The 24,943-nt window shown below is 66.8% G+C and carries 18 protein-coding genes; 15 read left to right on the forward strand and 3 right to left on the reverse strand.

All coding sequences use genetic code 11. The features are described from left to right. Positions 1–267: 267 nt before the first annotated feature. From TPR58_RS14505 to TPR58_RS14535, 7 genes are all read left to right on the forward strand, one after another. Entirely contained in the window at positions 268–2,454 is a 2,187-nt protein-coding gene (locus TPR58_RS14505; protein ID WP_346247410.1) for a chondroitinase-B domain-containing protein, read from the forward strand. Continuing rightward, positions 2,451–4,634: an alginate lyase family protein gene (locus TPR58_RS14510; protein WP_346247411.1), complete on the forward strand. Its 2,184-nt coding sequence runs from the start codon at positions 2,451–2,453 to the stop codon at positions 4,632–4,634. Before TPR58_RS14505 ends, TPR58_RS14510 begins: the two co-directional genes overlap by 4 nt. Next, the gene (locus tag TPR58_RS14515; protein ID WP_346247412.1) at positions 4,631–5,923 is read left to right on the forward strand and encodes an MFS transporter; all 1,293 of its coding nucleotides are present in this window, start codon (positions 4,631–4,633) and stop codon (positions 5,921–5,923) included. The genes TPR58_RS14510 and TPR58_RS14515 overlap by 4 nt, the downstream gene beginning before the upstream one ends. Next, positions 5,920–6,672, forward strand: a complete 753-nt coding sequence (locus tag TPR58_RS14520; protein ID WP_346247414.1) for an SDR family NAD(P)-dependent oxidoreductase — start codon at positions 5,920–5,922, stop codon at positions 6,670–6,672. The genes TPR58_RS14515 and TPR58_RS14520 overlap by 4 nt, the downstream gene beginning before the upstream one ends. A 9-nt stretch (positions 6,673–6,681) precedes the next feature. Further along, on the forward strand, positions 6,682–7,566 hold the full coding sequence (locus TPR58_RS14525) for a rhamnogalacturonan acetylesterase (protein ID WP_346247415.1): 885 nt from the start codon (positions 6,682–6,684) through the stop codon (positions 7,564–7,566). 287 nt (positions 7,567–7,853) lie between these two features. Continuing rightward, a complete protein-coding gene (locus TPR58_RS14530; protein ID WP_346247417.1) occupies positions 7,854–10,730 on the forward strand; it encodes a TonB-dependent receptor in 2,877 nt (958 codons plus the stop codon). 83 nt (positions 10,731–10,813) lie between these two features. Then, the gene (locus TPR58_RS14535) at positions 10,814–11,560 is read left to right on the forward strand and encodes a FadR/GntR family transcriptional regulator (RefSeq protein WP_346247418.1); all 747 of its coding nucleotides are present in this window, start codon (positions 10,814–10,816) and stop codon (positions 11,558–11,560) included. A gap of 373 nt (positions 11,561–11,933) precedes the next feature. Here the strand turns inward: TPR58_RS14535 and TPR58_RS14540 are convergent, their stop codons facing one another. The 3 genes from TPR58_RS14540 to TPR58_RS14550 are packed head-to-tail and all read right to left on the reverse strand — an operon-like array spanning position 11,934 to position 16,700. After that, positions 11,934–13,793: a TonB-dependent receptor plug domain-containing protein gene (locus TPR58_RS14540; protein WP_346247419.1), complete on the reverse strand. Its 1,860-nt coding sequence runs from the start codon at positions 13,791–13,793 to the stop codon at positions 11,934–11,936. A 7-nt stretch (positions 13,794–13,800) separates the two neighbouring features. Then, the gene (locus tag TPR58_RS14545; RefSeq protein ID WP_346247420.1) at positions 13,801–15,645 is read right to left on the reverse strand and encodes a hypothetical protein; all 1,845 of its coding nucleotides are present in this window, start codon (positions 15,643–15,645) and stop codon (positions 13,801–13,803) included. After that, positions 15,642–16,700, reverse strand: coding sequence for a ferritin-like domain-containing protein (locus TPR58_RS14550; RefSeq protein ID WP_346247421.1), 1,059 nt, complete (start codon positions 16,698–16,700; stop codon positions 15,642–15,644). The genes TPR58_RS14545 and TPR58_RS14550 overlap by 4 nt, the downstream gene beginning before the upstream one ends. Before the next feature lie 321 nt (positions 16,701–17,021). Between TPR58_RS14550 and TPR58_RS14555 the strand changes: the two genes are divergently transcribed. From TPR58_RS14555 to TPR58_RS14590, 8 genes are all read left to right on the forward strand, one after another. After that, a complete protein-coding gene (locus tag TPR58_RS14555) occupies positions 17,022–17,987 on the forward strand; it encodes a hypothetical protein (RefSeq protein ID WP_346247422.1) in 966 nt (321 codons plus the stop codon). Between the two features lie 103 nt (positions 17,988–18,090). Further along, positions 18,091–18,735, forward strand: a complete 645-nt coding sequence (locus TPR58_RS14560; protein WP_346247423.1) for a VTT domain-containing protein — start codon at positions 18,091–18,093, stop codon at positions 18,733–18,735. Positions 18,736–18,987: 252 nt separating this feature from the next. Beyond that, positions 18,988–19,200 carry a hypothetical protein gene (locus TPR58_RS14565; protein WP_346247424.1) on the forward strand — a complete coding sequence of 71 codons (213 nt, stop codon included), beginning with the start codon at positions 18,988–18,990 and terminating at the stop codon, positions 19,198–19,200. 181 nt (positions 19,201–19,381) lie between these two features. Continuing rightward, positions 19,382–19,702, forward strand: coding sequence for an HPF/RaiA family ribosome-associated protein (locus tag TPR58_RS14570; protein ID WP_346247425.1), 321 nt, complete (start codon positions 19,382–19,384; stop codon positions 19,700–19,702). A 166-nt stretch (positions 19,703–19,868) separates the two neighbouring features. Further along, the gene (locus tag TPR58_RS14575; protein WP_346247426.1) at positions 19,869–20,546 is read left to right on the forward strand and encodes a helix-turn-helix domain-containing protein; all 678 of its coding nucleotides are present in this window, start codon (positions 19,869–19,871) and stop codon (positions 20,544–20,546) included. A gap of 132 nt (positions 20,547–20,678) precedes the next feature. Next, the gene (locus tag TPR58_RS14580; protein ID WP_346247427.1) at positions 20,679–22,664 is read left to right on the forward strand and encodes a serine hydrolase domain-containing protein; all 1,986 of its coding nucleotides are present in this window, start codon (positions 20,679–20,681) and stop codon (positions 22,662–22,664) included. A 106-nt stretch (positions 22,665–22,770) separates the two neighbouring features. Further along, positions 22,771–23,814: an N-acetyltransferase DgcN family protein gene (locus tag TPR58_RS14585; protein ID WP_346247428.1), complete on the forward strand. Its 1,044-nt coding sequence runs from the start codon at positions 22,771–22,773 to the stop codon at positions 23,812–23,814. 67 nt (positions 23,815–23,881) lie between these two features. Then, on the forward strand, positions 23,882–24,931 hold the full coding sequence (locus TPR58_RS14590) for an alpha/beta fold hydrolase (RefSeq protein ID WP_346247430.1): 1,050 nt from the start codon (positions 23,882–23,884) through the stop codon (positions 24,929–24,931). The last annotated feature ends 12 nt before the right edge of the window (positions 24,932–24,943 follow it).

Below are 24,943 nucleotides of genomic sequence, written 5' to 3' on the forward strand. Positions count from 1 at the left end.
TATGCGCGGCTGACACCCTGACTCTCGCGCGTGAGATGGACAGGCTGGAGGATCCACCCGTGATCCTGAGCGCAACCGGTTTTGCGGGACGCGGCTCCCGATGCGCGTTCCACGCTCGAACTGCCCGATGACACCGGACCGCCTGCTTGACACGCAGAAGGCGTGGTCAACATGATTGGTATAGACATGTGGCCTAGGTTCAGCGATATCGTGTTAGACATTGGCTGCAGACAGTCGGATAAGACTGCGAATCGGGACGAGGGACTTGTGCGGGGCATTCGATTTATCGCCTTTGGCCTGATCGCTGCAGCGGCGACGCCTTCGCAGGCGCGCGAATGGCTGGTGCGTGACCAATCCGAATATGTCGCCGCGGCGTCGAAGGTCGCGCCCGGTGACAGGATCTTGCTCGCGAACGGCGAGTGGAAGGATTTTCAGATCCGTCTGACGGGGCAAGGGCGCAGCGACGCGCCGATCCGCCTGGCGGCGCAGACGCCGGGCCGGGTGGTGCTGACCGGCGCATCCAATCTGAAGCTGAGCGGACGCCATCTTGAAGTGTCGGGACTTGTTTTCCGCAACGGGCAGTCCCCCGATGGCGAGGTCGTGTCCTTTCGTACCAGTTCCAAGGCATGGGCCGATGACAGCCGGGTGACGGCGATCGTCATCGATCGGTTCAACCAGCCCGACCGGCGAAGGCAGGACAATTGGGTGGCGATCTATGGCCGCGGGAACCGCGTCGACCACTCGCATTTCGAAGGCAAGGCAAATGCTGGCGCGATGCTGGTCGTGGTGCGGCAAAAGGGAATGCCGCTCGATAATCGCGCGCGGATCGATCACAACTACTTCGGCCCTCGGCCGCCGCTCGGCTCCAATGGCGGCGAGACGATCCGCATCGGCACCAGCACGGAGTCGGGAAGCGATTCGATGACCGTGGTCGAGGACAATCTCTTCGAGCGGTGCGACGGCGAGGTCGAGATCGTCTCGGTCAAGTCGGGCGGCAACGTGATCCGGCGCAACCTGTTCCTGGAATCGCAGGGCTCGGTGGTGCTGCGCCATGGCAGCGGCAACCGTGTCGAGGACAATGTCTTTCTGGGCCGCGGCGCGCCGCATACCGGCGGGATCCGGGTGATCAACGAGCGGCAGGTGATCCGGAGCAACTATCTGGAAGGGCTGACGGGCAGCAACTTTACCAGCGCCATCGCGGTGATGAACGGCGTGCCCAACTCGCCGGTCAACCGGTACATGCCGGTCCACGACGCGGCGATCGAGCGGAACACCATCATCGACGTCATGCGCGTCACGATCGGTGCCGGCGCGGATGCCGAGCGATCTCAGGCGCCGCGCGAGGTCCGGATCGCGGGCAACCTCATTTCGGGATTACGCGGTAAGGACCCGGTGCGGATCGAGGCGGATGCTTCGGGTGTGCTGTTCGAGGGCAATATGCTCGCCGGGAAGGCGAGTGCCGTGGCGGGGATTGCGGCGCGCGACGTGGCGCTCGAGCGCGCGGCCAACGGCCTGCTTTATCCCAAAGATCGCACCCTCGCAGTCGGCGCAAGTCGCGACCTTCAGCCGACCGCACGCGAGGCGGTCGGTGTTGCCTGGTATGCCAAGCCGGCAGGACAGGCGATACGTTTCGAGGGCGGCCGCACGCGGGTTGCGCGGCCCGGCATTTCGCTCGGCGACGCAGTGGCGCGAGCCGCGGCGGGCGACACCGTACGACTGGCGGGGCGCTATATCGTGGCGCAGCCGATCGTCGTCGATCGGCCGATTACCCTCAGCGCCAGGCCTGGCAACGCGACGATCCGCATGACCGGCAAGACGCTGTTCCAGCTCGAGGACGGCGGTGCGCTGCGGCTCGAAGGCATTGCGGTGGATGGCGGCGCTGCTCCCGAGGGCAGCGCTGTGATCCGGGCGAGCGCTCGACCGATGCTGAGCAATTACAGGGTCCGCATTGCGCAGGGCCGCATCTCGAACCTCGCGGGGGATGTGATCGCCGCCACGCCCGCGACGCTGGCTGCAGCAATCGAGATCGAGGACAGCGATTTCGATCGCATTGACGGGGCTGTAGTCGCGGGTCACGCCGAGACGGGCAGCGACGGGCTCTACAGCGCGGAGCAGGTGACGATCGCTGGCAGCCGCTTCTCGCGGGTCGGCATGGTCGCTGACCTCCACCGCGGCGGTACCGACGAAAGCACCTTCGGGCCACGCTTCTCGATGACCGGATCGACCGTCACCGATGGTGGTGCCGTGCTGCTCTCCGGCGTGCAACAAACGGATATTCGCGGCAATCGCTTCGTGCGCAGCAAGGGTGTGCAAGTCGTTCATAGCGTCGGCGACCCCGACACGCGGATCCAGCGTAATCGCTTCGCCGACACGCCGCTGCCGAGCGTGCGCGAGTTGCATTACCGCGGCCCGGCCCGGGCACTGCTTGCCGACAATCTGGAGGAACCATCGTGATCCGGCCCATACTCGCCGCGGCTGCGACCACGATCGTCCTGGTGGCGCCTGCCTATGGCCAGTCGGCGGCACCGGTGCTGTTCGACGCGACGGCCTATGGCAATGTGCGCCAGCCTGGCGGCCGGCCGCCAATGTTCGCCGCCGAGGTCAAGCGGGTCAAGAAGACCGTCGACGCCGCGATGCGCGCGCCGATCGAGGTGCCGGTGCCGAAGGATCCGGGCGGCGGCTACACCCATGAGCAGCACAAGCGGAACTATATGGCGCTTTATGGCGCCGGGCTGCTCTACCGGATTACCGGCGATGCGGCCTATGCCGATTATGCGCGGCGGCTGTTGCTCGCCTATGCGACGCTCTACCCGACGCTCGGGCCGCACCCGGCCAAGGCCAACGAGGCAGCGGGCCGACTATTCTGGCAGAGCCTCAACGACAGCGTGTGGCTCGTCTATGGCATCCAGGGCTATGACGCGATCCGCGACACGCTCAGCCCCGCCGATCGCAAGACGATCGACGACCAAGTGTTCCGCCGGATGGCGCAGTTCCTGTCGGTCGACAATACCGCAAGCTTCAACCGGATTCACAATCACGCAACCTGGGCCGCCGCCGGCGTGGGGATGACCGGCTATGTCCTGCGCGATCCGGAGCTGGTCGCGCGGGCGCTCAAGGGAACGGACAAGAGCGGCAAGGCCGGGTTTCTTGCACAGGTCGACCAGCTCTTCTCGCCCGACGGCTATTATACCGAGGGCCCCTATTATCAGCGCTACGCGATCCAGCCCTTCGTGGTGTTCGCCCGCGCGATTGCAGCCAATCAACCCGATCTCGGTATCTGGCAACGCCGCGACGGCGTATTGCTGAAGGCGATCCGCACTTCGATCCAGCTGACCTATGACGGCTATTTCTTCCCGTTGAACGACGCGATGCGCGACAAGAGCCTGCGCACCGACGAGCTCTACCAGGCGGTGGCGATCGGCTATGCCGCGACGAAGGACCCCAGCTTCCTGTCGATCGCGAAGTGGCAGGGCCGCTCGACGCTGACCCCCGACGGCATTGCGGTCGCGCGGGATCTCGCCGCGGGCAAGTCCCAGCCGTTTCCCTTCCCCTCCCAGCTCTACCGCGACGGGCCCGACGGCGATCGCGGCGCGCTGGCGGTGATGCGCAGCGACCAGGACGAAGGCGCCCAGGTGCTGGTGGCCAAGAACAGCGCGATGGGCATGGGCCACGGCCATTTCGACAAGCTCAACTGGATGCTCTACGATGGCGGGCGGGTGATCGTCACCGACTATGGCGCCGCGCGCTTCCTCAACATCGAGGCGAAGGACGGCGGCCGCTACCTCAAGGAGAACGAGAGCTGGGCGAAGCAGAGCGTCGCCCACAATACGCTTGTGGTGAACCAGGGCTCGCACTTCGCCGGCAAGTGGCGCGATGGCGAGGATCATTCGCCGCGCCAGCTGTTCTTCGCAGGTGACGGACCGACGAAGGTGAGCACGGCCGAAATGGCGGGCGCCTATCCGGGCGTGACGTTCCGGCGGACGCTGGTGCAACTGCGGCTCGGCAAGGGAAGCCCGCTGGTGCTCGACCTGCTGCGGGTGGCGGGCGACAAGCCGGCGACCTACGACCTCCCGCTCCATTATGCCGGCCACATCGTCGAGGTCGGTTTCCCGACCAAGGCGAACCCGGCGAACCGGCCGGTACTCGGAAGCGCGAACGGCTATCAGCACATCTGGGTCGATGCGGTGGGCGCCTCCGGCCCGGAGGGCGCGGCGCTGACCTGGATCAACGGCGAGCGCTTCTACACCTATCACATGCTTCCGCCGGCCGGCGCGACGATCTATCTCGGCGAGAGCGGAGCGAACGATCCGCGCTTCAACCTGCGCCGCGAGCCGCTGCTTCTCCAGCGGGTCGAAGGCAAGGCCGACGCCAGCTTCGTCTCTCTGCTCGAGCCGCACGGCGCCTATGATCCCGCGGCGGAGACGACCGTCGCCAGCCAGAGCCAGATCAGGTCGCTGCGCCATGTTCGTGGCAGCGACGGCGATCTGGTGCTGATCCAGCCGCTCAAGGGATCGCCCGTGATCCTCGCCATCGCCGACGATGTCGCGCCCGACAAGACCCATAGCGCCGTGATCGACGGTCGCACGGTCCGGTGGACGGGGCACTTTGCCCGTATCGAGGGAGACGTGCGTTGATCCGCAAGATAGCCGGGCTGCGCTGGCTGGTGATCGGCCTGATCGCGGTGGCGACGGTGATCAACTATATCGACCGCAATGCGCTCGCGGTGATGTGGCCCGCGGTGTCGAAGGACATCGGCGCGGACAAGAACGACTATGCGCTGCTCGTGACGATGTTCATGATCGCCTATGCGGTTGGCCAGGCCCTGTTCGGGCGAGTGCTGGACGTCATCGGTACGCGGTTGGGGTTCGTCGTCGCGATCGGCTTCTGGTCGCTGTCGATCGCGGCGCATGCCTTGGTCCGCTCGATCGGATTGCTGGCGCTCTTGCGGGTTACGTTGGGTGTGAGCGAGGCCGGCAACTGGCCGGGCGCCGCCAAGGCAAATGCCACCTGGTTCCCGCCGCGCGAACGCGCGCTGGCGCAGGGCATCTTCAATTCGGGCGCGGCGATCGGGGCGATCGTGTCGGCGCCGTTGGTGGCATTGCTCTATGTCGCCATCGGCTGGCGCGCGACCTTCCTGGTGATCGGCGTGCTCGGCTTCCTGTGGCTGCTGCCCTGGCTGTTCGTCTATCGCAGCGACCCCGACGCGCATCCTTGGCTGAGCGACGCCGAGCGCGCCCATATCGCGGGCAAGGGCGAAGCGGCGAAGGACGGCGCGGGCTATGTGCCGGGAATGGCGGCGCTGCTTCGCCACAGGCAGAGCTGGGCGATCCTGGTCAGCCGCTTCTTCCTCGATCCGGTGTGGTGGCTGTTCGTATCCTGGCTGCCGATCTATCTGTCCGAGACCTTCGGTTTCGACGTCAAGCAGATCGGGCTGTTCGCCTGGGTCCCGTTCGTCGGTGCGATGCTGGGCAGCCTTGTCGGCGGCTGGTCCTCCGGTGCGCTGATGCGGCGCGGCTGGGGCGCGCTGCAGGCGCGGCGCGCGGCGATCACCGCAGGCGGCGTGATCATGTTCCCGCCGCTGCTGCTGACGATGCAGGCATCGGACCCGCTGACGGCGGTGCTGCTGATCGCTGTCATCCTGTTCGGCTTCCAGGTCGCCATCAACAACATCCAGACGTTGCCGAGCGACTATTTTGCGGGCGGTGCGGTCGGCTCGCTTGCGGGCATCGGCGGCACCGCGGCCGTGGCGGGAACGCTCGTCACCACCTGGCTGGTGCCGGCGATGACCGCGCAGAGCTACGCGCCGATCTTCGCGCTGGCCGCCGCAATCGTGCCGCTGGGCGTGCTCGCCGTCTGGGTGCTCGGCGGCCGCGAGGCACCCGTCGCCGATCCAACCATTTCCAAGCAAGGGGCTGTACAGTGAAGTTCAAGGGTAAAGTCGCCATCGTCACCGGCGGTGGCCGCGACATCGGCAAGTCGATCTCGAAGCGGCTTGCGAGCGAAGGCGCCAGGGTGGTGATCAACTATCGCAGCGATGATGCCTCCGCGCAGGCGACGGCGGACGAAATCGTCGAGGCCGGCGGCAGCGCGCTGCTTCACCGCGCCGATGTGACCGTGGCCAATGAGGTTGCCGGGCTGATCGCCGCCTCGACCCAGGCTTATGGCGAGGGCATCGACCTGCTGGTCAACTGCGCCGGTGGCATGGTGGCGCGCAAAACGCTCGCCGAGATGGACGAGGCGTTCTTCGACCATGTGATGGATTTGAACCTCAAGTCGGCTTTCCTGGTCACCAAGGCGGCGCTGCCGCACCTTCGGGAGGGGAGTGCGATCGTCAACCTGGCGTCGCTGGCCGGGCGCGATGGCGGCGGGCCGGGTGCAACGGTCTATGCCACTGCCAAGGGCGCGCTGATGACGCTGACTCGGGGCTGGGCGAAGGAGCTCGGGCCTCAGGGCATCCGCGTCAACGCGCTGTGCCCGGGCCTGATCGGCACCAGCTTTCACGACATTTTCTCGAAGCCCGAGGGTCGCAAGGCGGTTGCGGGCAACACGCCGCTGCGCCGCGAGGGGCATCCCGACGAAGTCGCGGCAGCGGTCGCCTACCTGCTGTCCGAGGAGGCATCGTTCCTCACGGGCGTCAATCTCGACATCAATGGTGGCCTGTTCTTCTCCTGAGGAGTCCCGATGCTGAAAATCCTCGTTCCGCTGGCGCTGCTTGCAGCGCCGGCGGCTGCCCAGGCCCAGAGCGTGCCTGCCGAGCCGCGTGCACCGGGCGAGATCCCGAAGACGCGTACCGACGCGCCGCCGATCAAGGCGATCAAGCTGATCCTGGTCGGCGATTCGACGATGGCGCCCGGCAGCGGCTGGGCGTCGGCCTTCTGTGCCCAGCACGTCAAGTCGAGCGTCGCCTGTCTCAACCTGGGGCGTGGCGGTCGTTCGACGCGCAGCTATCGCCAGGAAGGGTCGTGGGACATCGTCAGGGGCGAGATCGGCGTGAAGGGCTATGACGCTATCTATGTGCTGATCCAGTTCGGGCATAACGACCAGTCGAGTGCCAGCGAGCGCTGGACCCACATGCAGAGCGAGTTCCCGGAGAATCTGACGCGATATGTGCAGGAAGTGCGCGCGGCGGGCGGCATCCCGGTTCTGCTGACGCCGCTGTCGCGGCGCGACTTCAAGGGCGGCAAGCTCAACAACACGCTCGATGTGTGGGCGGCAGAGATACGCAAGGTCGCGGCGGCGACCAAGACGCCGCTGGTCGACTTGAACGCGGACAGCGCGGCGCTCGTGCAGACGCTCGGACCTGTCGCGGCGGCGAAGCTCGCTCAGGCTGCGCCGAACGAGGATGAAGTGGCGGCGGCGCAGGCGGGGACGACGCTGAAGCCGCGACCGGCGGCGGAGGCGCGGCTGCCCGATGTGCCGACCAAGCCCGACGGTCCAAGGGGCCAGATCACGCGGAAGTTCGACTATACCCATGTCGGCGATGCCGGCGCGCGCGTGTTCGCGAAGACCGTGGCGAATGGTCTGGCGCGCGCGGTCCCGGCGCTGCGGCCGCAACTGCTGCCGTAAGCTCGGGACGCCCGGCGGGGCAGCGCTCACCAACGTTGCGACGCGACCGAACGAGGAAAGCGCCCCGGCGATATTGGCCTTTGCGCTTCCTACGTCCAGCGCGCGCCGGTGCGCGCAGTCCTGGCCATGCGCGCGAAGGCAAGATGGCACTCTGCCGAAACGGAACCGATAGCCTCTCCGGCGCCGTGTTCATACCAACTGGTCTAGCAATTGGTATGCGTAACCGGCTTGACAGGTGCCGCAACCTTCATCAATCCAGTTTGCATAAAAATACGGTGGAGGATGAAATGAGGGGCAAGATCCAGTCGGCGCGTGGCGTGGCGATACGCAAGTCGATGTTTGTCGGCGGCGCCGCACTGTGGTGCCTGGCGGCGGCCACACCGTGCTCGGCTCAGACCGCAGCGGTCGAAGAAACGGAAATCGACGATGAGACCGAGGAGAACAACGCGATCATCGTGACCGGCGTGCGCGAGACGATCGAGACCTCGAACGCCATCAAGCGCGAAGAGAATGCGATTGTCGATGCGCTGAGCTCGAACGACATCGGCGACCTGCCTGCGCTGTCGATCGGCGAGGCGATCCAGACGATCACCGGCGCGACCAGTCACCAGGAAAAGGGCGGGGCGACCGAGATCTCGCTCCGCGGTCTGGGATCGTTCCTCAGCGCCACCACCTTCAATGGCCGTGAGGCGAGCAACGGCAGCGGCGACCGCGCGGTCAACTTCAACCAGTTCCCCTCCGAGCTGGTCAACGGCATCAAGATCTACAAGTCGCAACAGGCCAATCTGGTCGAGGGCGGCGTGTCCGGGACGATCGAGCTCGGCACGCTACGCCCGCTCGATTATGGCAAGCGCTCGATCCAGCTCGAGGCCAAGGCCAACTACAACCCCTATCAGGACAAGATCACCGGCGAAGGCGCCTGGGGCTGGCGCGGCACGATCTCCTATGTGGATCAATTCAAGCTCGGTGGATTGGGAGAGATCGGCATCGCGCTAGGCTTCCAGCGCAATGCGGTGAACAATCCCGAAGAGACCTATGCGGCGAGCTCGACCTGGGTGGCGTGCAACCCGACGCTTCCTGTCGCGGGCAACTGCACCGAAGTGACGCGCGCGCAGGGCAATGCCGGCACGCCGTTCGTCCTGGTGCCCAATTCGATCACCTTCCGCCAGATCACCGAGCAGGACACGCGCGACGCCTTCATGGGGTCGGTCCAGTGGCAGCCCAACGATCGGATCGACGTCAATCTGGACCTGCAATATTCCAATCGCGACTATCGCGAGGACCGGCACGATCTCAATCTGTCCGAGACGCGCTATCAGCTGCGCAACATCGTCTATGACGACCAGCACCGCCTGATCTCCATGTCAGGACTGACGTCGCTCGAGGCGAACGGTACCGTGCTCGACCGCAACGAGGAATATATCGGCGGCGGCGGCAACATCTCGTGGAAGGCGAGCGACCGGTTGACCCTGTCGACCGACATTTCCTACTCGCAGACGAAGCGCACCACGCTCCAGCGCAGCACCCGGTTGCGAACCGATCCGTTCGACATCGACAATGTCCGCACCCCGCTGAACAATCAGCGCGTGCCGTACACCTATGATGCGAGCGGCGGCTATGCCGCGGTGATCACCCTCGATCCGCGCTTCGCCGTCGATAATTGGGCACTCTACAGCGACGATGCCCGTCTGCGGCGCGACCTCGAATTCAAGCAGGACAGGATCTTCGCCGCCCGTGTCGATGCTGCCTACGAAGTCGATGGCGGCTTCCTGAAGCGCTTCGAGATCGGCGGTCGCTATTCGCACCGCAGGTACGAGAACATCAACGACCTGGTCGAGATCACCCAGGACACGCGTACGGTCGACCGCGACGTCAATCTCGCCTGCCGTCGCGCCTTCCCGCAGCAGGACTATCTGGCGGATGCGCCTGCGCAGTCGATCACCCATTGGGCGACGTTCGACACGCTTTGCCAGTTCCAGGGCTATCTCGGCACGCTCGATCCGGGCGCGAACGACGACCTTCGCGCGGTCGACAATGCCGACGTCACCGAGAAGGTGTGGGCCGGCTATGCGATGGCCACCTATCAAGGCAGTATCGGCAACCTGCCGATCCGCGGCAATTTCGGCGTTCGTGCGGTCCAGACCGATTTGCGCTCGATCGGGTTGCGCTCGGGCCTCGATGTCGTGACGAATTCGGACGGTTCGATCCGGCTGGTCGAGAATGGCGATTTCGATAGCCAGGTGCTCACCAACAGCTATTTCCGGTTGCTGCCGAGCATCAACGCCAATTTCGAACTGACGCCGAAGCTGATCGCGCGCGTCGCCGGCTATCGCGGCATGTCTCGCCCCGGCCCGAGCGACCTCGCGGCGGGGCGGACGATCACGCTAGAGGACGGCACGGCATTCACCTCGATCTCCGACGCAATCGGCGAGATCGTGGCGGACGGCTCGCCGAGCCTCAAGCCGATCATGTCCTGGAACGGCGACCTGTCGCTCGAATGGTATCCCAACCGCGACACCATCCTGGCAGGCACCTTCTTCTACAAGAGGTTCGTCGGCGGCTTCGTGCCGGTCCTGATCGACGAGCAGTTCGAGATCGATGAGCAGGACGTGACCGTGCCGGTGACGCAGCGCACCAACAGCGACGAGCAGAGCCGGGTGATCGGCTTCGATGTCACGCTGTCGAACCGCTTTTCCTGGCTGCCCAAGCCGCTCGACGGGCTCGGCGCGAAACTCAGCTACAGCTATGCCGATGTCGGCTTCAAGAATTACGATATCCGCCTCGGCGACGTGCTCGACCCGGAATCGGGTCTGGTGACACCGGGCATCATTCCGCCTGCCGGCCTGTCGGGATCGTCCAAGCATGTGGCCTCGGCGCAGCTCTATTACCAGATCGGCGGGCTGTCGCTCTCGGGCGTCTATACCTATCGCTCGAGCTATTATCAGGATTTCGTCGGCGGCAATTCCCAGCTGCGCTTCGTCAGGCCATCGAACCTGATCAATCTTCGCGCCTCCTACAATATCAATCGCAACGTATCGCTGCGGTTCGAGGCGTTGAACATATTCAACGATCCCAAGGTCACCGACATGCCGGTCTATGGCAGCAGCCGCCAATATCATTTCTACGGGCCGAAATACTTCATCGGCGCGCGCATTCGACTGTGATTTGGATCCGCCGGGGCGGCTTGCGTCCGTCCCGGCAAGTGGTATGACAATTCCATGTTGCAGCGAGGGAATTGCTAGTCCGGATGACAAGCCGCCGCCTCTTCCAGGATGTCGCCGAGCAGATCGTGGCGCTGATCGAACAGGGTGCGTTTCCGCCCGGATCGCGCCTGCCCGGCGAGCGCGAATTGTCCGAGCGTTTCGGCGTCAGCCGCGTGACGATCCGCGAGGCTGAAATCGCGTTGCAGGCGAGCGGGCGACTGCGGATCAAGACCGGTTCGGGGGTCTATGTCGCCGACACCCCGAGCGGCGGGGGCGAACACCTGCCCGTGGTCAGCGCTTTCGAACTGACCGAGGCCAGGGCGTTGTTCGAGTCCGAGGCGGCTGCGCTGGCTGCGCCGATCATCTCGGATTCCGACATCGCCGTACTGCGCGATCTGCTCGAACAAATGTCCCAGGAGGGCATGGACGACGAGGAGGTGACGACGGTCGATCGCGCTTTCCATCTCACCATCGCGTCAGCCTCCGGCAACAAGGCCATCATCCACGTTGTCGAGTCGCTGTGGCGGCTTCGTACCGAGATTGCGGAAGTTCGCCAGACGCACTCGTCGGTCTGTCATCACGACAGTCGCCAGCGTCATGACGAGCATGGCGCGATCGTCGATGCGCTTGCGCGCCGCGATCCACAGGCCGCTCGCCTGGCGATGCGTCAGCATTTCAGCAGGCTGATCGAGGCGATGCTGGACGCGACCGAGCAACGTGAAATCGCCGAACTGAGGCAGCGGTCGGCGGAGAGCCGCGCCCGTTTCATGCTGAGCGCGAAGCTCGCCTAAGACCCGCGTCCGACTGAGACTGCCGGCAGTTTCGTGCCGGGCGGCACACTGGTCCTCTCCCGGAGGCGCCTGGCTAAGATCGCGCCCTTCAGCGTGACCTGGACGGTAAGCATCCGATCATCGGCGCTGCTGATCCGAAGAATTTGCGTCACGTTCGCGCGCCAACCGAACCGGAATCAGCGCGGTAGTCTTAAGACCGCTTCCAACCCAGAGCCGACGCGCCCGCGGCAGGCGCGCGCGCAGGAAGCGGGCCCGAGCGCCGCCCGCGAACAGCAACGCCAATCCTGCGCCGGCCTGCCCCGATTCCGCCGCCAATATGGCGCGCAGCATCCCAAGGTCCTGGAGCTGCAGGGCCTGTGCGCCCGGCACGGCTTCACTCCACGCTGATCGACAGCCTCCCGCTTCGGCCAGGCGCCGGCGTGCCGACCGCGTCCCAACTGCGATTGTCGCCCAGGTTGCGCGCGGTCAGCCGCAGTCGAACGCGATCGGTCAGCCGATAGGCGACACCGATATCGGCCTCTGCATGGCCCGGGGTGACGCGCGCGCCGGTCGGGATCGAGCTGTCGTTCCAGTCGCTGTTGGCGCGCAGGGTCGCGTCCGCCCGCCAGGGGCCCTTGTCCCAGCCAAGGCGGAGGGTGCCGCGCCATTCGGGGCGACCGCGAAGCGGCGTGTCGCTGTCCAGCGACAGATAGGTGATCGCGCCGGAAAGCGACCATGGTCCCCCCAGCGTCAGCGACAGCGCGCCCTCGATGCCGCGCGTGCCGACGCGGGCGCGGTTGACCAGGCGGAACTGGACCGGGTCGAAGTCGATTAGGTCGCGAAAGCGATTGTCGAACAGCGTGAGGCTAACCCGACCCGCCGGCAGGGCGGCTTCGATCCCGGCGTCGAGGCTGTGGCTCGTCTCGGGCGCAAGCGCCGGATTGCCGATCAGGGGATGGCCGAGTGCGTAGAGGCTGGGGCGCTTGTAGCCGTGTGCCAGATGCGCGAACAGCCGCAGGCCCGATGGCGCCAGCGTCCAGCTCAGGCTGCCGCGCCCGGTCCAGTTGCCGCTTCCGCCCTGCAGCCTGTCGTAGCGGATCGCGCCCCCGACCTGCAGGCCCTGGGGAATGCGAAGCGTGGCCTCGGCAAAGCCGCTATGCGTGATGCGGGTGACGGAGAAAGCGACCGGCAGCGGAAACCCGTAATCCAGCGTGCCGACGCTGCGGCCGTCCTCGCGCAGGATCGCGCCGCCGCCCGAAAGCGTCAGCGGGCCGAGATCGCCCGCGACCGACCCGATCGCCTCGAGCCGGCCGAAGCGATCCCGCGCCGTTACCGCGGGCACGCCGTCCAGCACGCCTGGAGCGATCGGGGGCGACACGCTGGACCCGCGCTGGACCGTCCAGGCGACCGACAGGCTGGGGCGCAGCGCAGCCTCCGGATCGCGCGTCAGCGACAGGGCGCCGAGGCTGAGCAGCCCCCTGCGCGTCTCGCGATCGCGAATGACCGCCAGCAACGGCCCGCCGCTGTCCTCGGGAAAGCGCGTCCCGCGCGTTTCGGCGCGCAGAGCCGTCATCGAGATCCGGAAGTCAGCCACCCGCTGCACCGCCTTGGCGAAGAACTGGTTGCGGCGCAGGCTGCCTTCGTCCCGGTAATCGCCGCTGTCATAGCGCCCGCCCGAGAGGATCACGCCGCCCGTCGCCCAGGCGCCGGACAGGCTCGCCGAGGCCGCGCCGCCGCTGCGCGTGTCCAGCCATGCCTGGCCGCCCGCCGTCACGCCGGCGGCACCGGGATCGCGCGTCACGATCTGGACGACGCCGGACAGCGCATCGGAGCCATGGACGGCCGATCCGGCGGTGCGCGAAACCTCGATCCGATCGACGATCGACGGGTCCAGCAGCGTGAAGTCGAACGCCCCGCCCGCGCTGTTCGTCGGGTCGTTCAGCCGGACGCCGTCGATCAGCACCGCGGTGAAATTGGGCTCGCCGCCGCGGATCGACAGGAAGCTGCCGCCCGCCGGCCCGCCGGTCGAGAACGCGGTGACGCCGGCCAGATCCTCCAGAACCTCGAGCAGCGATGCCGGCTGCCGCCGCGCGATCGTCTCGCGGTCGGCGATCGTCGTGCCGGGATCGCTCCCGGTGCGCGACGCGGTGACGACGATCCCGTCCTCGCCGTCCTCCGGGGCGAGGGTCTGGGCCTGGGCGACGGGCATCGCGGCCAGCACGGCAAGTGCTGCCGAAACGGTCCTGAAACTCAACGGTCGCTCAGCGCATCTGGCGGGCCAGGGTGGCGAAGTCGGGCGGGGGCGCCGCCGCAGCTGACTCGGGTTCCTCCGCACCCAGAAGTCTGGCCGAAGGCTGGGTCCCGTCGAGGAAATTGTAGAGCAACGTCCGCTGGCCGCGGGTCAGGTCCCGCGTCACCGGCATGAAGCGGAATCGCTCGAAATAGTCGGGATCGGTCAGCTTCTTGATGACGGGCGCATAGGCGCGCACCTGGGCCTCGTCGCCAAGCCGCAGCCAATTGTCCATGCAGGGGGCGATCGCCTCCCAATAGGACAGGACCTTGGCGTAGACATTGTCCCAGCTGGGATCGAGCTTTGCGATATCGTCGTCGTTGGGCAGGACGCGCAGATACATATAGGTGAAGACCTGCGGGTTGAAAGCGTTGGCGGTCACCGGCAGGACCGGGTCGTCGCCCGGCTGGAAGACCAGTGCCGTGACGGTCGGGGCGGTGGTCTTGAGCGGGAAGCCGACCAGGCCCTTCGCATCGGTCTGTGCGCTGACCGGCTGGTTCTCCATCGAACCGACTTCGGTCATCGTGACCTTGATGCCGGCTCCGGCCGGGACGCCGCGATCGTAGACCTGCGCCTGGCCGATCGCCGGGTCGCTCTGCGTCACATAGAGATTGGGCTCGATCGGGATCGCTCGCAGCGCCTGTTCCGCCAGCACTGTCGTGCGGACCCCGTCGACATCGACCGACACGGTGATGTCGCCGAGGTCGAGCGGGGCGTCCGAGACCGGCAGCGCGACATCGACCAGGCCGGACGTGGCGAGATAGGCAGCCTGGCCATATTGGTCGGGCGTCAGCGTCGCGAGCGGCATGTCGCCGGCGGACAGGTACAGGTTGCCCAGGTTCGCCTTGTCCGGCGTCGCGGTATTCCACGGCACGGCGTTGGTCAGATCGAGCGCGAGGCGCTGCCCGTCGACCCGCGCCCATGCGGTGCCGAAGGGGATCGGCTTCGAGAGATTGGGGACCGGGATCATCGCATTGGTGGTGACCAGCGCGCGGTCGCCGGGTTCGTGCATCGGATCGCCCTCGCGCCACAGCCCGGCGGTGCCGACCAGCAGGCTGCGTGCCGGATTGGGCTGGAAGCCGCCGGCGGCGAACTTCGCCATCAGCGCCTTCGCCTGGGCCTCCATCGCCTCGTCCGAACCGCCGGCCAGGCTCAGATCGTCATAATAGATCGTCCGATAGGTGCAGAAGCGGGTCATCACCCCCTTCACACCGGGTTCGGCCATGGCGGCGAGCAGCGCCTGGAGCGCGGGCGAGTCGAACGCATCGATCTTCAGCGTATCGGGATCCCAGGCATAGCAGGCCTGCCACAGGACCGAGGCGACGCCGGCGATGACGGCGTTCGCGCGATTTGCGAAGAAGTTGATGTACCGGTCGCTGGACCGGCGCACCGGGGTTCCGAGGATCCGGCAGCCGCCGTCGATGCCCAGGTGAAGCGAATCGAAGAACAGCTGGGACGAATAGGGGCCATAGGGCTCGGCATCGATGAGCATGCCGGAGAAGTTGGCCGGGGCGCCGACGAACGGGTCGTCGGTCTTCAGCCCGCCCCCCGTATCCACGCCGGACACGCGGCAATTGTAGAAGTTGGAGCGATAGGTCCCGGCCGGATTCCAGTTCTGCGTCGCGATCTGGTCGATCGCCGCCTGGCGATAGCTGGACACCTGCGTCGGCAGGAGCGGGTTGCCGTTCAGCTGGGGATCGGCGCCGACCTCGTCATAATTGGCGGTCCAGTCCTGATAGGTGTTGTTGTTCGTGGTGACGGGATCCCAGCTGATCTCGCCGCTGAAATAGATGCGGGGGAATTCGAGGATGCTCATGCTGCCTCTCCGATCCGGGTGGCGTCGGCGTCGATGATCCGATCGACGATAAAGGCCGGGCCGGCGACCGATCCGTCCTTCAGCGGGGTATTGAGCGCGGCGATCGCCGCCATGCGCAGGTCGAACATGGCGCGGACCGCCACCCCGAGCTGGCCGGTGCCGCCGTTGAAGGCGGCGGTCAGGGCATCGACCATCGCGGTATAGGCGATGTTACAGTTGGCCTGGGTGAGCTGGACCGCGGCCGATTCCTGGCTGAAATCATATTGTTCGGGGTCGGGGATGGCGGGATAGACCGCAGACCAATCGACGCCGAGCGGGCCGCCCCAGACATAGCCGGAGTCGTTCTTCTCGGCCGAGATGTCCTTCTGAAGGACCTGGTTCCGCTTGATCTCCCAGAAGCGGTAATAATGGGCGAGCTCGTTCTGGAAATCGAGCGGGCTTCCCTGGACCTCCGGGGTCTTCGGCGTTCCCTCGCCCTCGGAGACGATCTGGTCGATCGCGTTGCAGGCGTCGTCATAGCTGTTCACCGCGAACACCTGCCCCTGGAAGAACTGGGCATCGTCGACCTGGTTGCGATCGGGCGTCCAGTCGGATGCGGGGAGCGCCTGGAGCGCCTGTTTCAGCCGTTCGTAATAGACGCCGATCGTCACCACGTCCTGGTCGCCAGCCGACAGCAGGAGCGTTCGGGGATCGATCGGCTCCAGCGGCGCCTCGATCGCCATGCCTTGGTCCATCGCCGCTTCGGAGAAGGGATAGAGATGGACGACCAGGCTGCCGCCCACCGAATGGGGCAGGTTGCCGGGATAGGAGGGGGGCGAGATCTCCACGGTGCCGCCGATCGCGTTCATGACGTTGCACGCCAGGCACATGTGGATCATCTCCTGCATGATCACCGACTGCAGCCGCGCCTTGGCCGGGGCGTTGGTGTCGGGCAGGATGGTGAGCGAGGCATAGAGATAGGGCGGCAGCGTCGAGAACTCGATGTCGATCGCGCCCTGAACCAGCGCCTGGACGTCGGCCAGGCTTTCGGGTTCGCGCCATACAAGCTTGATCATCTCGGTCATTCCCCCTGTCGGCCGCCGGCCGCTACCGCGATCCCGACGCCGCCGTCATGGTCCGGCGAGGTTGACCGCCCGCGGATCAGATCATCGAACCGAAATAAAGGTCAATTGGATATCGACGCCATTCCGGTCTCAATTGATGATTGAGGTCGTTGATGTGATGCCCGCGAGTTCATAAGCTGATGTCGAATGGGGGAGAGTCGTCGCGATGTGCGACTCCATCGTATCCTTATATTGAATCGCGGTGCCCGCTCCTGCCGAGCGGTCCCGTTTCACTATGGCTTTGCCTGCGGATATTGAGTCTGGGAGGGGCTGATGAAGAAGATACTGGCGTTGTCGACCGTGATCGGACTGGGCGCGATGGCCGTGCCGTCCGCCATGGCCCAGACCTATCAGACCTATGGCACGCACAATCCCGCCGAGGTCAGCCCGTGCCAGGTCGAGAATTGCGTTTACAAGCGCGAGCCGGGCGAGCCCGCCGATCCGGTCTGGCCCGCCTTCTGGCAATCCGACTGGACGATGTACCGGGTCTATGGGCCGGATGCGGGCAAATATCCACCGCCCTATCGCGGCAAGCCGCCCCAGGGCGCGACCTACCAGACGTCGCGGGGCCGTACCTTCTACGACTCCACCTGGCGCGGCAAGTCGGGCGAGGGGGCGATGGAGGAGCGGTATGACGAATATTGCCTGCCGATCTTCCCGCTCGACAATCACTATTCGTGCAAGTTCATCTCGCTCGGCAACACCGCCTATTTCGTCGCCGGGGAGGGCCGACCGGACTGGATGCCGAAGCTGTGCCTGTTTTCGGGGATGAACCATCCGCCGCGGCGCGACTTCGTGTCGCACCTTCCCTACAGCAAGGAGGACAGCGCGCGCATCGGCCCCGGCGGACAGGGCTATTCCTTCTGGGTCAATGCGGTGAACGGCTATGTCATGCAGGTCGGCGCGAGCCCGGACCTCACGGAGCAGGGCGGGATCCTGTTCGGCTATGGCTTTCAGACGAACGCGAAGGGCGAGGTGATGCCGCAGTCCTTCTATTTCTCCGGCTATCCCTTTGCACCGGCGAACGCGCCCTACGTCAGCCAGAACTACGTCAATTTCGCCTCGACCCAGCCGAGCCAGGACGTCTGGTCCGAGGTCGCGGGGATCGATCCGACGACGCTTCCCGCGTGCCAGCTGTTCCAGCCGCCGCAGGAGGCGACGCCGGGACTGAAGGCGGGGGCGGCACCGGTCAAGCGGGCGCCGACCTGGGGCGATATCGGCCGGTGGAAACCGCAATAGGCGCCGCGGGAGAGGGCGGGCCGCGACCGTCGCGGTTGCGCCCGGGCGGGCTCCGGACCGCCACTCGCTTCCCGGGGACGCGCGTTCCGTACCGGGCACCCGCATGATCGCGGCACCCCGCACGGTGCCGAGGCTGCTGGGCGCTGCCCTCCTGCTGCTTTCCCTGGTCCTGGTCCCTTTCTTCCTCGTCGGCGGCCCGCTGGAACGGGTCAGCGATGACATCCTGTCCGGCCAGCGGGGGGTGGCTGCCATTGGCGGCGCGACCCTGCTGGCCCTCGACATCGTGCTTCCGGTGCCGTCGAGCGTCGTCGCGACCGCAATGGGCGCGATGCTGGGCGGCCCGGCAGGCGCGCTGGTCAATGCGACCGGCCTGACGATCGGATGCATCCTGGGGCTGTTCCTCGGCCAGGCGGGGACCCCGGTCGCCCGGCGGATGCTGGGCGAGACGGGCTATGCGCAATTCACCGGCTGGGCGCGCCGTCACGGCGTGCTGGCGCTGGTGCTGTGCCGGGCGGTGCCGGTGCTTGCCGAGGCATCGGTGATCGCATTGGGCAGCGCCGGCGGACGGCGCATGCCCCTGATCGCCGCGGCGGCGCTGGCGGACATCGGACTGGGCGGGGTCTATGCCTTTGCCGGCGCGGCTTCCGGGCCGGCGGCGGCACCGGCGTTGCCCGCAGTCGCCGCCGCCCTCGGCCTGCCGGCAGTGGCGCTGCTTGCCGTGTCGGCCTGGATCCGCTGGACCCGCTGAGCCGGTATCGCGCGGGTCGCGCGTCGATGCGGGCGGAACGATCCGCGCCGAGGTCCGTTCGAGAACAAGTGGGTGCTGCCGGCCGACGCGATCCTCCCCGAGGATTGCAGGGCCGGGTCCATGAAGCGACCTGCCACGGTTCAGGATCGTGTCCCCGTTCGGCGGGATGGACGGCGAATTGGCGACATGCGTGAACGTCCCGGTGCCTCATCGGCGCCTCCCGGTCGTTCGCGCTCTCGATAAGGAGCAATCATGACCGATCCGCGATCTGACGATCAGGCCAGGTTGAGCGCTGCGGCCCTCGACGCGAAACAGGCGAACGCCGGTATCTCCGACCATCCGGAGACCGGCGATCATCCCAACGAGGGGCCGGCATCGCTGCCGCGGCGCGACTATCCGCCATCCGGCGCCTTCGATGCCGAAGGCCATCGCCCGGCGCTGGGGCGTTCGAGATTCGTTCGATGACAAGGATCCGGCGACTCCGCACGGTGAACCGGCGTGGCCGGATCGCCGAGATGCGCAGGGCGCGGTCGCAGCGGGCGGCTCAGTCCCCGGCACGCACGACGGCGACGCCCGCCCCGCGCGCACGGCAAGAACGCGACGACTGAATGCGCGGTCCGCGACACACGATAGAGACGAGGTAATCATGCAGTTCCAGTTCAATTCCGATAACCAGACCCCCGGCAATGCCGAGATGGCGGCGCGGGTCGAGGACATCACGCTGCGTCGGCTCGACCGCATCTCGTCGCGCCTGACGCGCGTCGAGGTTCATGTCGGCGATATCAACGGCCCGCGCGGCGGGATCGACAAACGCTGTGCGATCGAGGTCCGCCCCGCCGGAATGCCGCCCGTGTCCGCGGTCCAGCAGGCCGCGAGCATCGATGCCGCAGTGGCGGGTGCGGCCGGCAAGGTCCTGGCCGCCTTCGACCGGCAGATGGGCAAGCGATCGACCCGCAAGGGCCATTGAGCCGAGCGTTCCGGGCCCGGACCCGAAAGCCGACATGGTGACGTCACGCGGAGGGCATAGTCTCCGCCGCGGGCGAAAAGGCTTCGCGGCCAGACACCTGGGCGACGACGGGAGAGACAGAATAGCGAAATTGTGCAAGATCGGGAAATCGGTTGAAAGGATTGAAATGCCCGTTTCCCGCCGTCGCGACCTGCCGTCGGACACTGCGCTGACCGCTGTCGATACCCAGCCCGGAACGGTCCTGCGCCAGATCCGCTCCACCAATGGCTGGACGCTCGCGGAAGTCGCGGAGCGGACCGGGATCCCGGTCTCGACCCTTTCCAAGGTGGAGACGGGCAAGATGTCGCTGAGCTATGAAAAGCTCCTGCGGATCAGCCGGGGTCTCGACGTCGACATCGCGCGCCTGTTCGCATCGTCCGGGCCCGCCGCCCCTGGCCCGGTTGTCAACGCTGCCACCGGCCGGCGCAGCATCACGCCGGCCGGGCAGGGGCCGTCGATCAAGACCGCGACCTATAACTACACCTATCCATCCGCCGAACTGCTCAACAAGACGCTGAATCCGATGATCATCGAGATCAAGGTCCGCTCGATCGAGGCGTTCGGCGAGCTGATGCGCCACACCGGCGAGGAATATGCGCTGGTGCTGGAAGGCGAGTGCGAGTTTCACAGCGACCTGTATTCGCCCTCGTTGCTCAGGACCGGCGACTCGATCTATTTCGACGGATCGATGGGCCATGGCTATGTCGCGGTGAGCGAGGGACCCTGCCGGATCCTGAGCGTCTGTTCCGCCACCGATGCCGATCTGAAGTCCCGCCTCCAGCCGCTGCCCGACCCGGTCCCCTGAAAATTCGGCATCGCCGAGCCCGGCCGTCCGCTGCGGCGGATGCATTCGCTTGACAAATTTCTGGATCGACCCTCAATCTGCCCGATATGAAAAATGTTTCATAAATTGAAACATGAGTCGCGGGGTGGGATGATGGGGAAATTCGGTAAGGCCGCCTTTGCCGCGGTGCTGGCGGCGATGGTCGCGACGTCCGGCGCGATGACCGGCGGTGTCCGCGCACAGGCGCCCGCACAGGCGCCCGCCGCCGCCGCGCCCGCAACGCCTCCGACGGCGCGCGTCGGTGCTGCCCCGCTGACGAAGGCCGATGTCGATGCGTGGCTCGACGGCTATCTGCCCTATGCCCTGCAGCGCGGCGACGCCGCCGGAGCGGTGGTCGTCGTCGTCAAGGACGGCAAGGTGCTGACCCAGCGCGGCTTCGGCTATGCCGATGTCGCCTCGCGCAAGCCGGTCGATCCGGAACGCACGCTGTTCCGTCAGGCCTCGATCTCGAAGACGATCACCTGGACCGCGGTCATGCAACTGGTCGAACAGGGGAAGATCGATCTCGACCGCGACGTGAACGCCTATCTCGATTTCACCATCCCGGCGCGGGGTGGCAAGCCGATCACGATGCGCAACCTGATGACGCACAGCGCCGGCTTCGAGGAGGCGCAGCGCGGGCTGAACAGCTATGATCCGGCCGGGATGCCGCCGCTCGGCGCGGTGCTGAAGCGCTGGACGCCGACGCGCATCTTCGACCCCGGCACGACCCCGGCCTATTCGAACTACGGGACCGCGCTGGCGGGCTATATCGTCGAGCGCGTCTCGGGCATGCCGTTCGCCGACTATGCCGAGCGCAACATCTTCGCGCGCGCCGGGATGGCGCATTCCAGCTTCCGCCAGCCGCTGCCCCCGTCGCTGCGTCCGTTGATGGCGTCCGGCTATCTCCTGGGATCGGGGCCGGCGGGCAAGTTCGAGATGAACAGCCTGTCGCCGGCGGGGGCGCTGAGCGCAACCGGTGCGGACATGGGCCGCTTTCTGATCGCGCACCTCGCGGACGGCGGGCCGCTGCTGAAGCCGCAGACCGAAGCGCTGATGCAGCGCCGGACGCTCGGCATCCCGGGGCTGAACGGCATGGCGCTGGGCTTCTACGAACAGAATATCAACGGCCGCCGGGTCCTGTCGCATGCCGGCGACACGCTCGCGTTCCACAGCCAGTTGTGGATGTTCCCGCAGGAAAGGCTGGGCATCTATTTCTCGATGAACGCGGCCGGCAGCGACAAGGTGTCGGGCGCGATCCGCAGCGACCTGCTGGACGGGTTTGCCGACCGCTATTACCCCGCGGAACCGCGTGACGGCCGCGTCGATGCCGAAACGGCGCGCCTCCATGCGCGGATGATGATCGGCACCTACAACAAGTCGCGCCGGTTCGAGACGACGTTCCTGAAGGTCCTGGAACTCGCCGGCCAGGTGAAGGTGACCTCGGACGGCGAGGGCGGTATCCGCTTCACGCCCTCGGCGGGCCTGGGCGGGCAGGTCCGCAAATGGGTCGAGATCGAGCCGTTCGTCTGGCGTGACGCGACTGGCCGGATGCGCCTCGCCGCGGTGGTGGAAAATGGCAAGGTCGTCCGCTTCGGCCTCGATTCCTCACCCTTCATGGTGTTCGAACCGGTGTCGGCGGCACTTTCAACCGCATGGCTGACGCCGGCACTGTTGCTGAGCCTTGCGGCGTTGCTGCTTACCGCACTTGCCTGGCCGGTCGCTGCGCTGGTGCGCCGCCGCTATGGCGCGACATCCCCGCTTTCCGGCACGGCGCTGCGCGGCCATCGTTTCACGCGTGCCTTCGCCGCGCTGGCGGTGGCGGTCTTCCTCGGCTGGTTCATGTTCCTGCAGCAGCTCCTGTCCGGCTTCGACAATCTCGGCGGCCAGCTCGACTGGGCGCTCATCCTGCTTCAGCTGGCGACGCCGATCATCTTCGTCGGACTGCTCGGCCTGTCGCTGTGGAACGCTTGGCTCGTCTGGCACGGAAAGCGCGGCTGGCTGGCGCGGCTGTGGAGCATCGTGGTGCCGTTGTGCGCGCTCGTCCTGCTGTGGGTCGCGATCGGCTTCCATCTCATCGGCTTCGGGCTGAATTTCTGACCCAAGTTTTCTGATTAGGCTTGCAATGATCCTAATCAGAAAATATCCAGTGGATATGGAGAGGGGCCGGTTGCGGCTCCCGTCAGAGACTATCCGGGGGCCAGCAGTGACCATCGCACAGAACGACATCGCCATCGGCGCGCTGCAGCTTCCGCAGCCCTATCTGCTTTTCCTCGGCGACACGACCGAGGGCGGCTATGCCAAGACCGCCTATGGCCTGCGCGACTGGGCGCCGGAGAAGTGCATGGGCGAATATCGCCTGGCCGGCGCCAGCGTGACTACCGGGCTGCAGGCACTGTCGCCTGCCGAGGCAGAAGCGGCCGGCGCGCGATCGATGCTGATCGGCGTCGCCAATGGCGGCGGCGTGATTCCTCCGAACTGGGTCCCCGCGCTGATCGAGGCGCTGGAGGCCGGGCTCGACCTGGTCAGCGGCATGCACGTCCGGCTGCGCGACGTGCCGGGCCTGGCCGAGCCGGCCGAGCGGCTGGGACGCCGGCTGATCGACGTGCGCCATCCGCCCGAGGGGCTGACCGTCGCCAATGGCGCCAAGCGCAGCGGCAAGCGGCTGCTGACCGTCGGTACCGATTGTGCGCTGGGCAAGAAATATACCGCGCTGGCGCTGGCCCGCGCCTTCGCCGATCGCGGCGTCGACGCCGATTTCCGCGCAAGCGGCCAGACGGGCATCATGATCGCCGGCGGCGGCCTGCCGATGGATGCGGTCGTGTCCGATTTCGGCGCGGGTGCCGCCGAACTGCTCAGCCCCGATGCGGCGCCCGACCACTGGGACGTGGTCGAGGGACAGGGATCGCTGTTCCACCCGGCCTATGCCGGTGTGTCGCTCGGCCTGCTCCACGGCAGCCAGCCCGACGTGATCGTGGTCTGCCACCAGCCGGGCCGCACGCACGTGCTGGGCGCGCCCGGCTATGCACTGCCGAGCATCGAGGAGACGATCGAGCTGAACCTGCGGATGGGCGCGCGGACCAACCCCGCGATCCGCTGTGCCGGGCTGTCGTTCAACACCGCGCATCTGGATGCGGACGCGGCCGAGGCGCTGATGGCTCAGGAGAGCCGCCGGCTCGGCCTGCCGGTGGCTGATCCGATCCGCGGGGGCGACGCGTTCGCGCGCCTGGTCGACGCCTGCCTGGCATGAGCGTCGCCGCCCCTGCAGCCGAAGCGAACGGACCGGCGCGAACCGCGACCGGGCAGGGGAGGGGCGAATGACCAGGGTCACCGGATGGCGGCGCGCATGGCGCTGGGCGAAGCGGATCCTGCTGGGGCTGCTCGCCCTGCTGATCCTGGTCGTCATCGTCGGCGCGATCTACGAGGCGCTGGGCCGCCGCGCTGCCGCGCGCGACTTCCCGCCGCCGGGCAAGCGCGTCGATATCGGCGGGCGCAGCATCCACATCGATTGCCGCGGCACCGGATCGCCGACGGTCGTCTTCGAAGCGGGGCTCGGCTCGGGCGGGTCGGTCGAATGGAGCCTGGTCCATGAGCAGGTCGCCAGGGTCACGCGCGCCTGCGCCTATGACCGTGCCGGGATCATGTGGAGCGACGCGAAGGATGGCCCGCAGGATGCCGTCGCGGTCGCCGACGATCTCCACGCCACGCTGAAGGCGGCCGGGATCACCGATCCGCTGGTGCTGGTCGGCCATTCGATCGGCGGACCCTATATCCGGACCTATGCCGGTCGCTACGGCGACCAAGTCGCCGGGCTCGTCTTCGTCGACTCCTCGCATCCGGACCAGGTCGTCGAACTTGGCAAGGTGACCCGGACGAACATGCATCCGGGCAAGGTATCCGCCGTGGTCGACACCGCCTCGGCGCTGTCCTGGACCGGCCTGGTCCGGTTCCTGGCCGCCGGCACCGGCTCGCCGCTGCTGTCGGCGCGGGACCGCGAGCGGATGGCGGCCTATGCCAGCAGCTCGATCCGGGGCGCCAGGGCCGAGCTTGCCGGGTTCGATCGCACGATGGATGCCGCGCGCGCCGTCCGCACCCTGGGGGATCGTCCGCTGGTCGTGCTGACCGCGATGAAGCCGCCCACCCCGGCGGAACTGAAGGCGCTCGGCCTGACACCCGAGGAGGGCGCGCGGTTCAAGCAGCGCTGGGCCACGCTGAACGGCGAGATCGCCGCGCTGTCCACGCGCAGCCGGCAGCAGCTGGTGCCGGATGCCGGCCACTACATTCAATACGACCGGCCGGACACGGTCATCGCCGCGGTCCGGGACGTCGTGGGTCAGGTGCGCGCCGGCACAATGGCGGCACGATGAAGGGGAGAAGGA

Origin of the sequence: Sphingomonas rustica (assembly GCF_039652585.1) — a bacterium.
Lineage (GTDB): Bacteria > Pseudomonadota > Alphaproteobacteria > Sphingomonadales > Sphingomonadaceae > Sphingomonas > Sphingomonas rustica.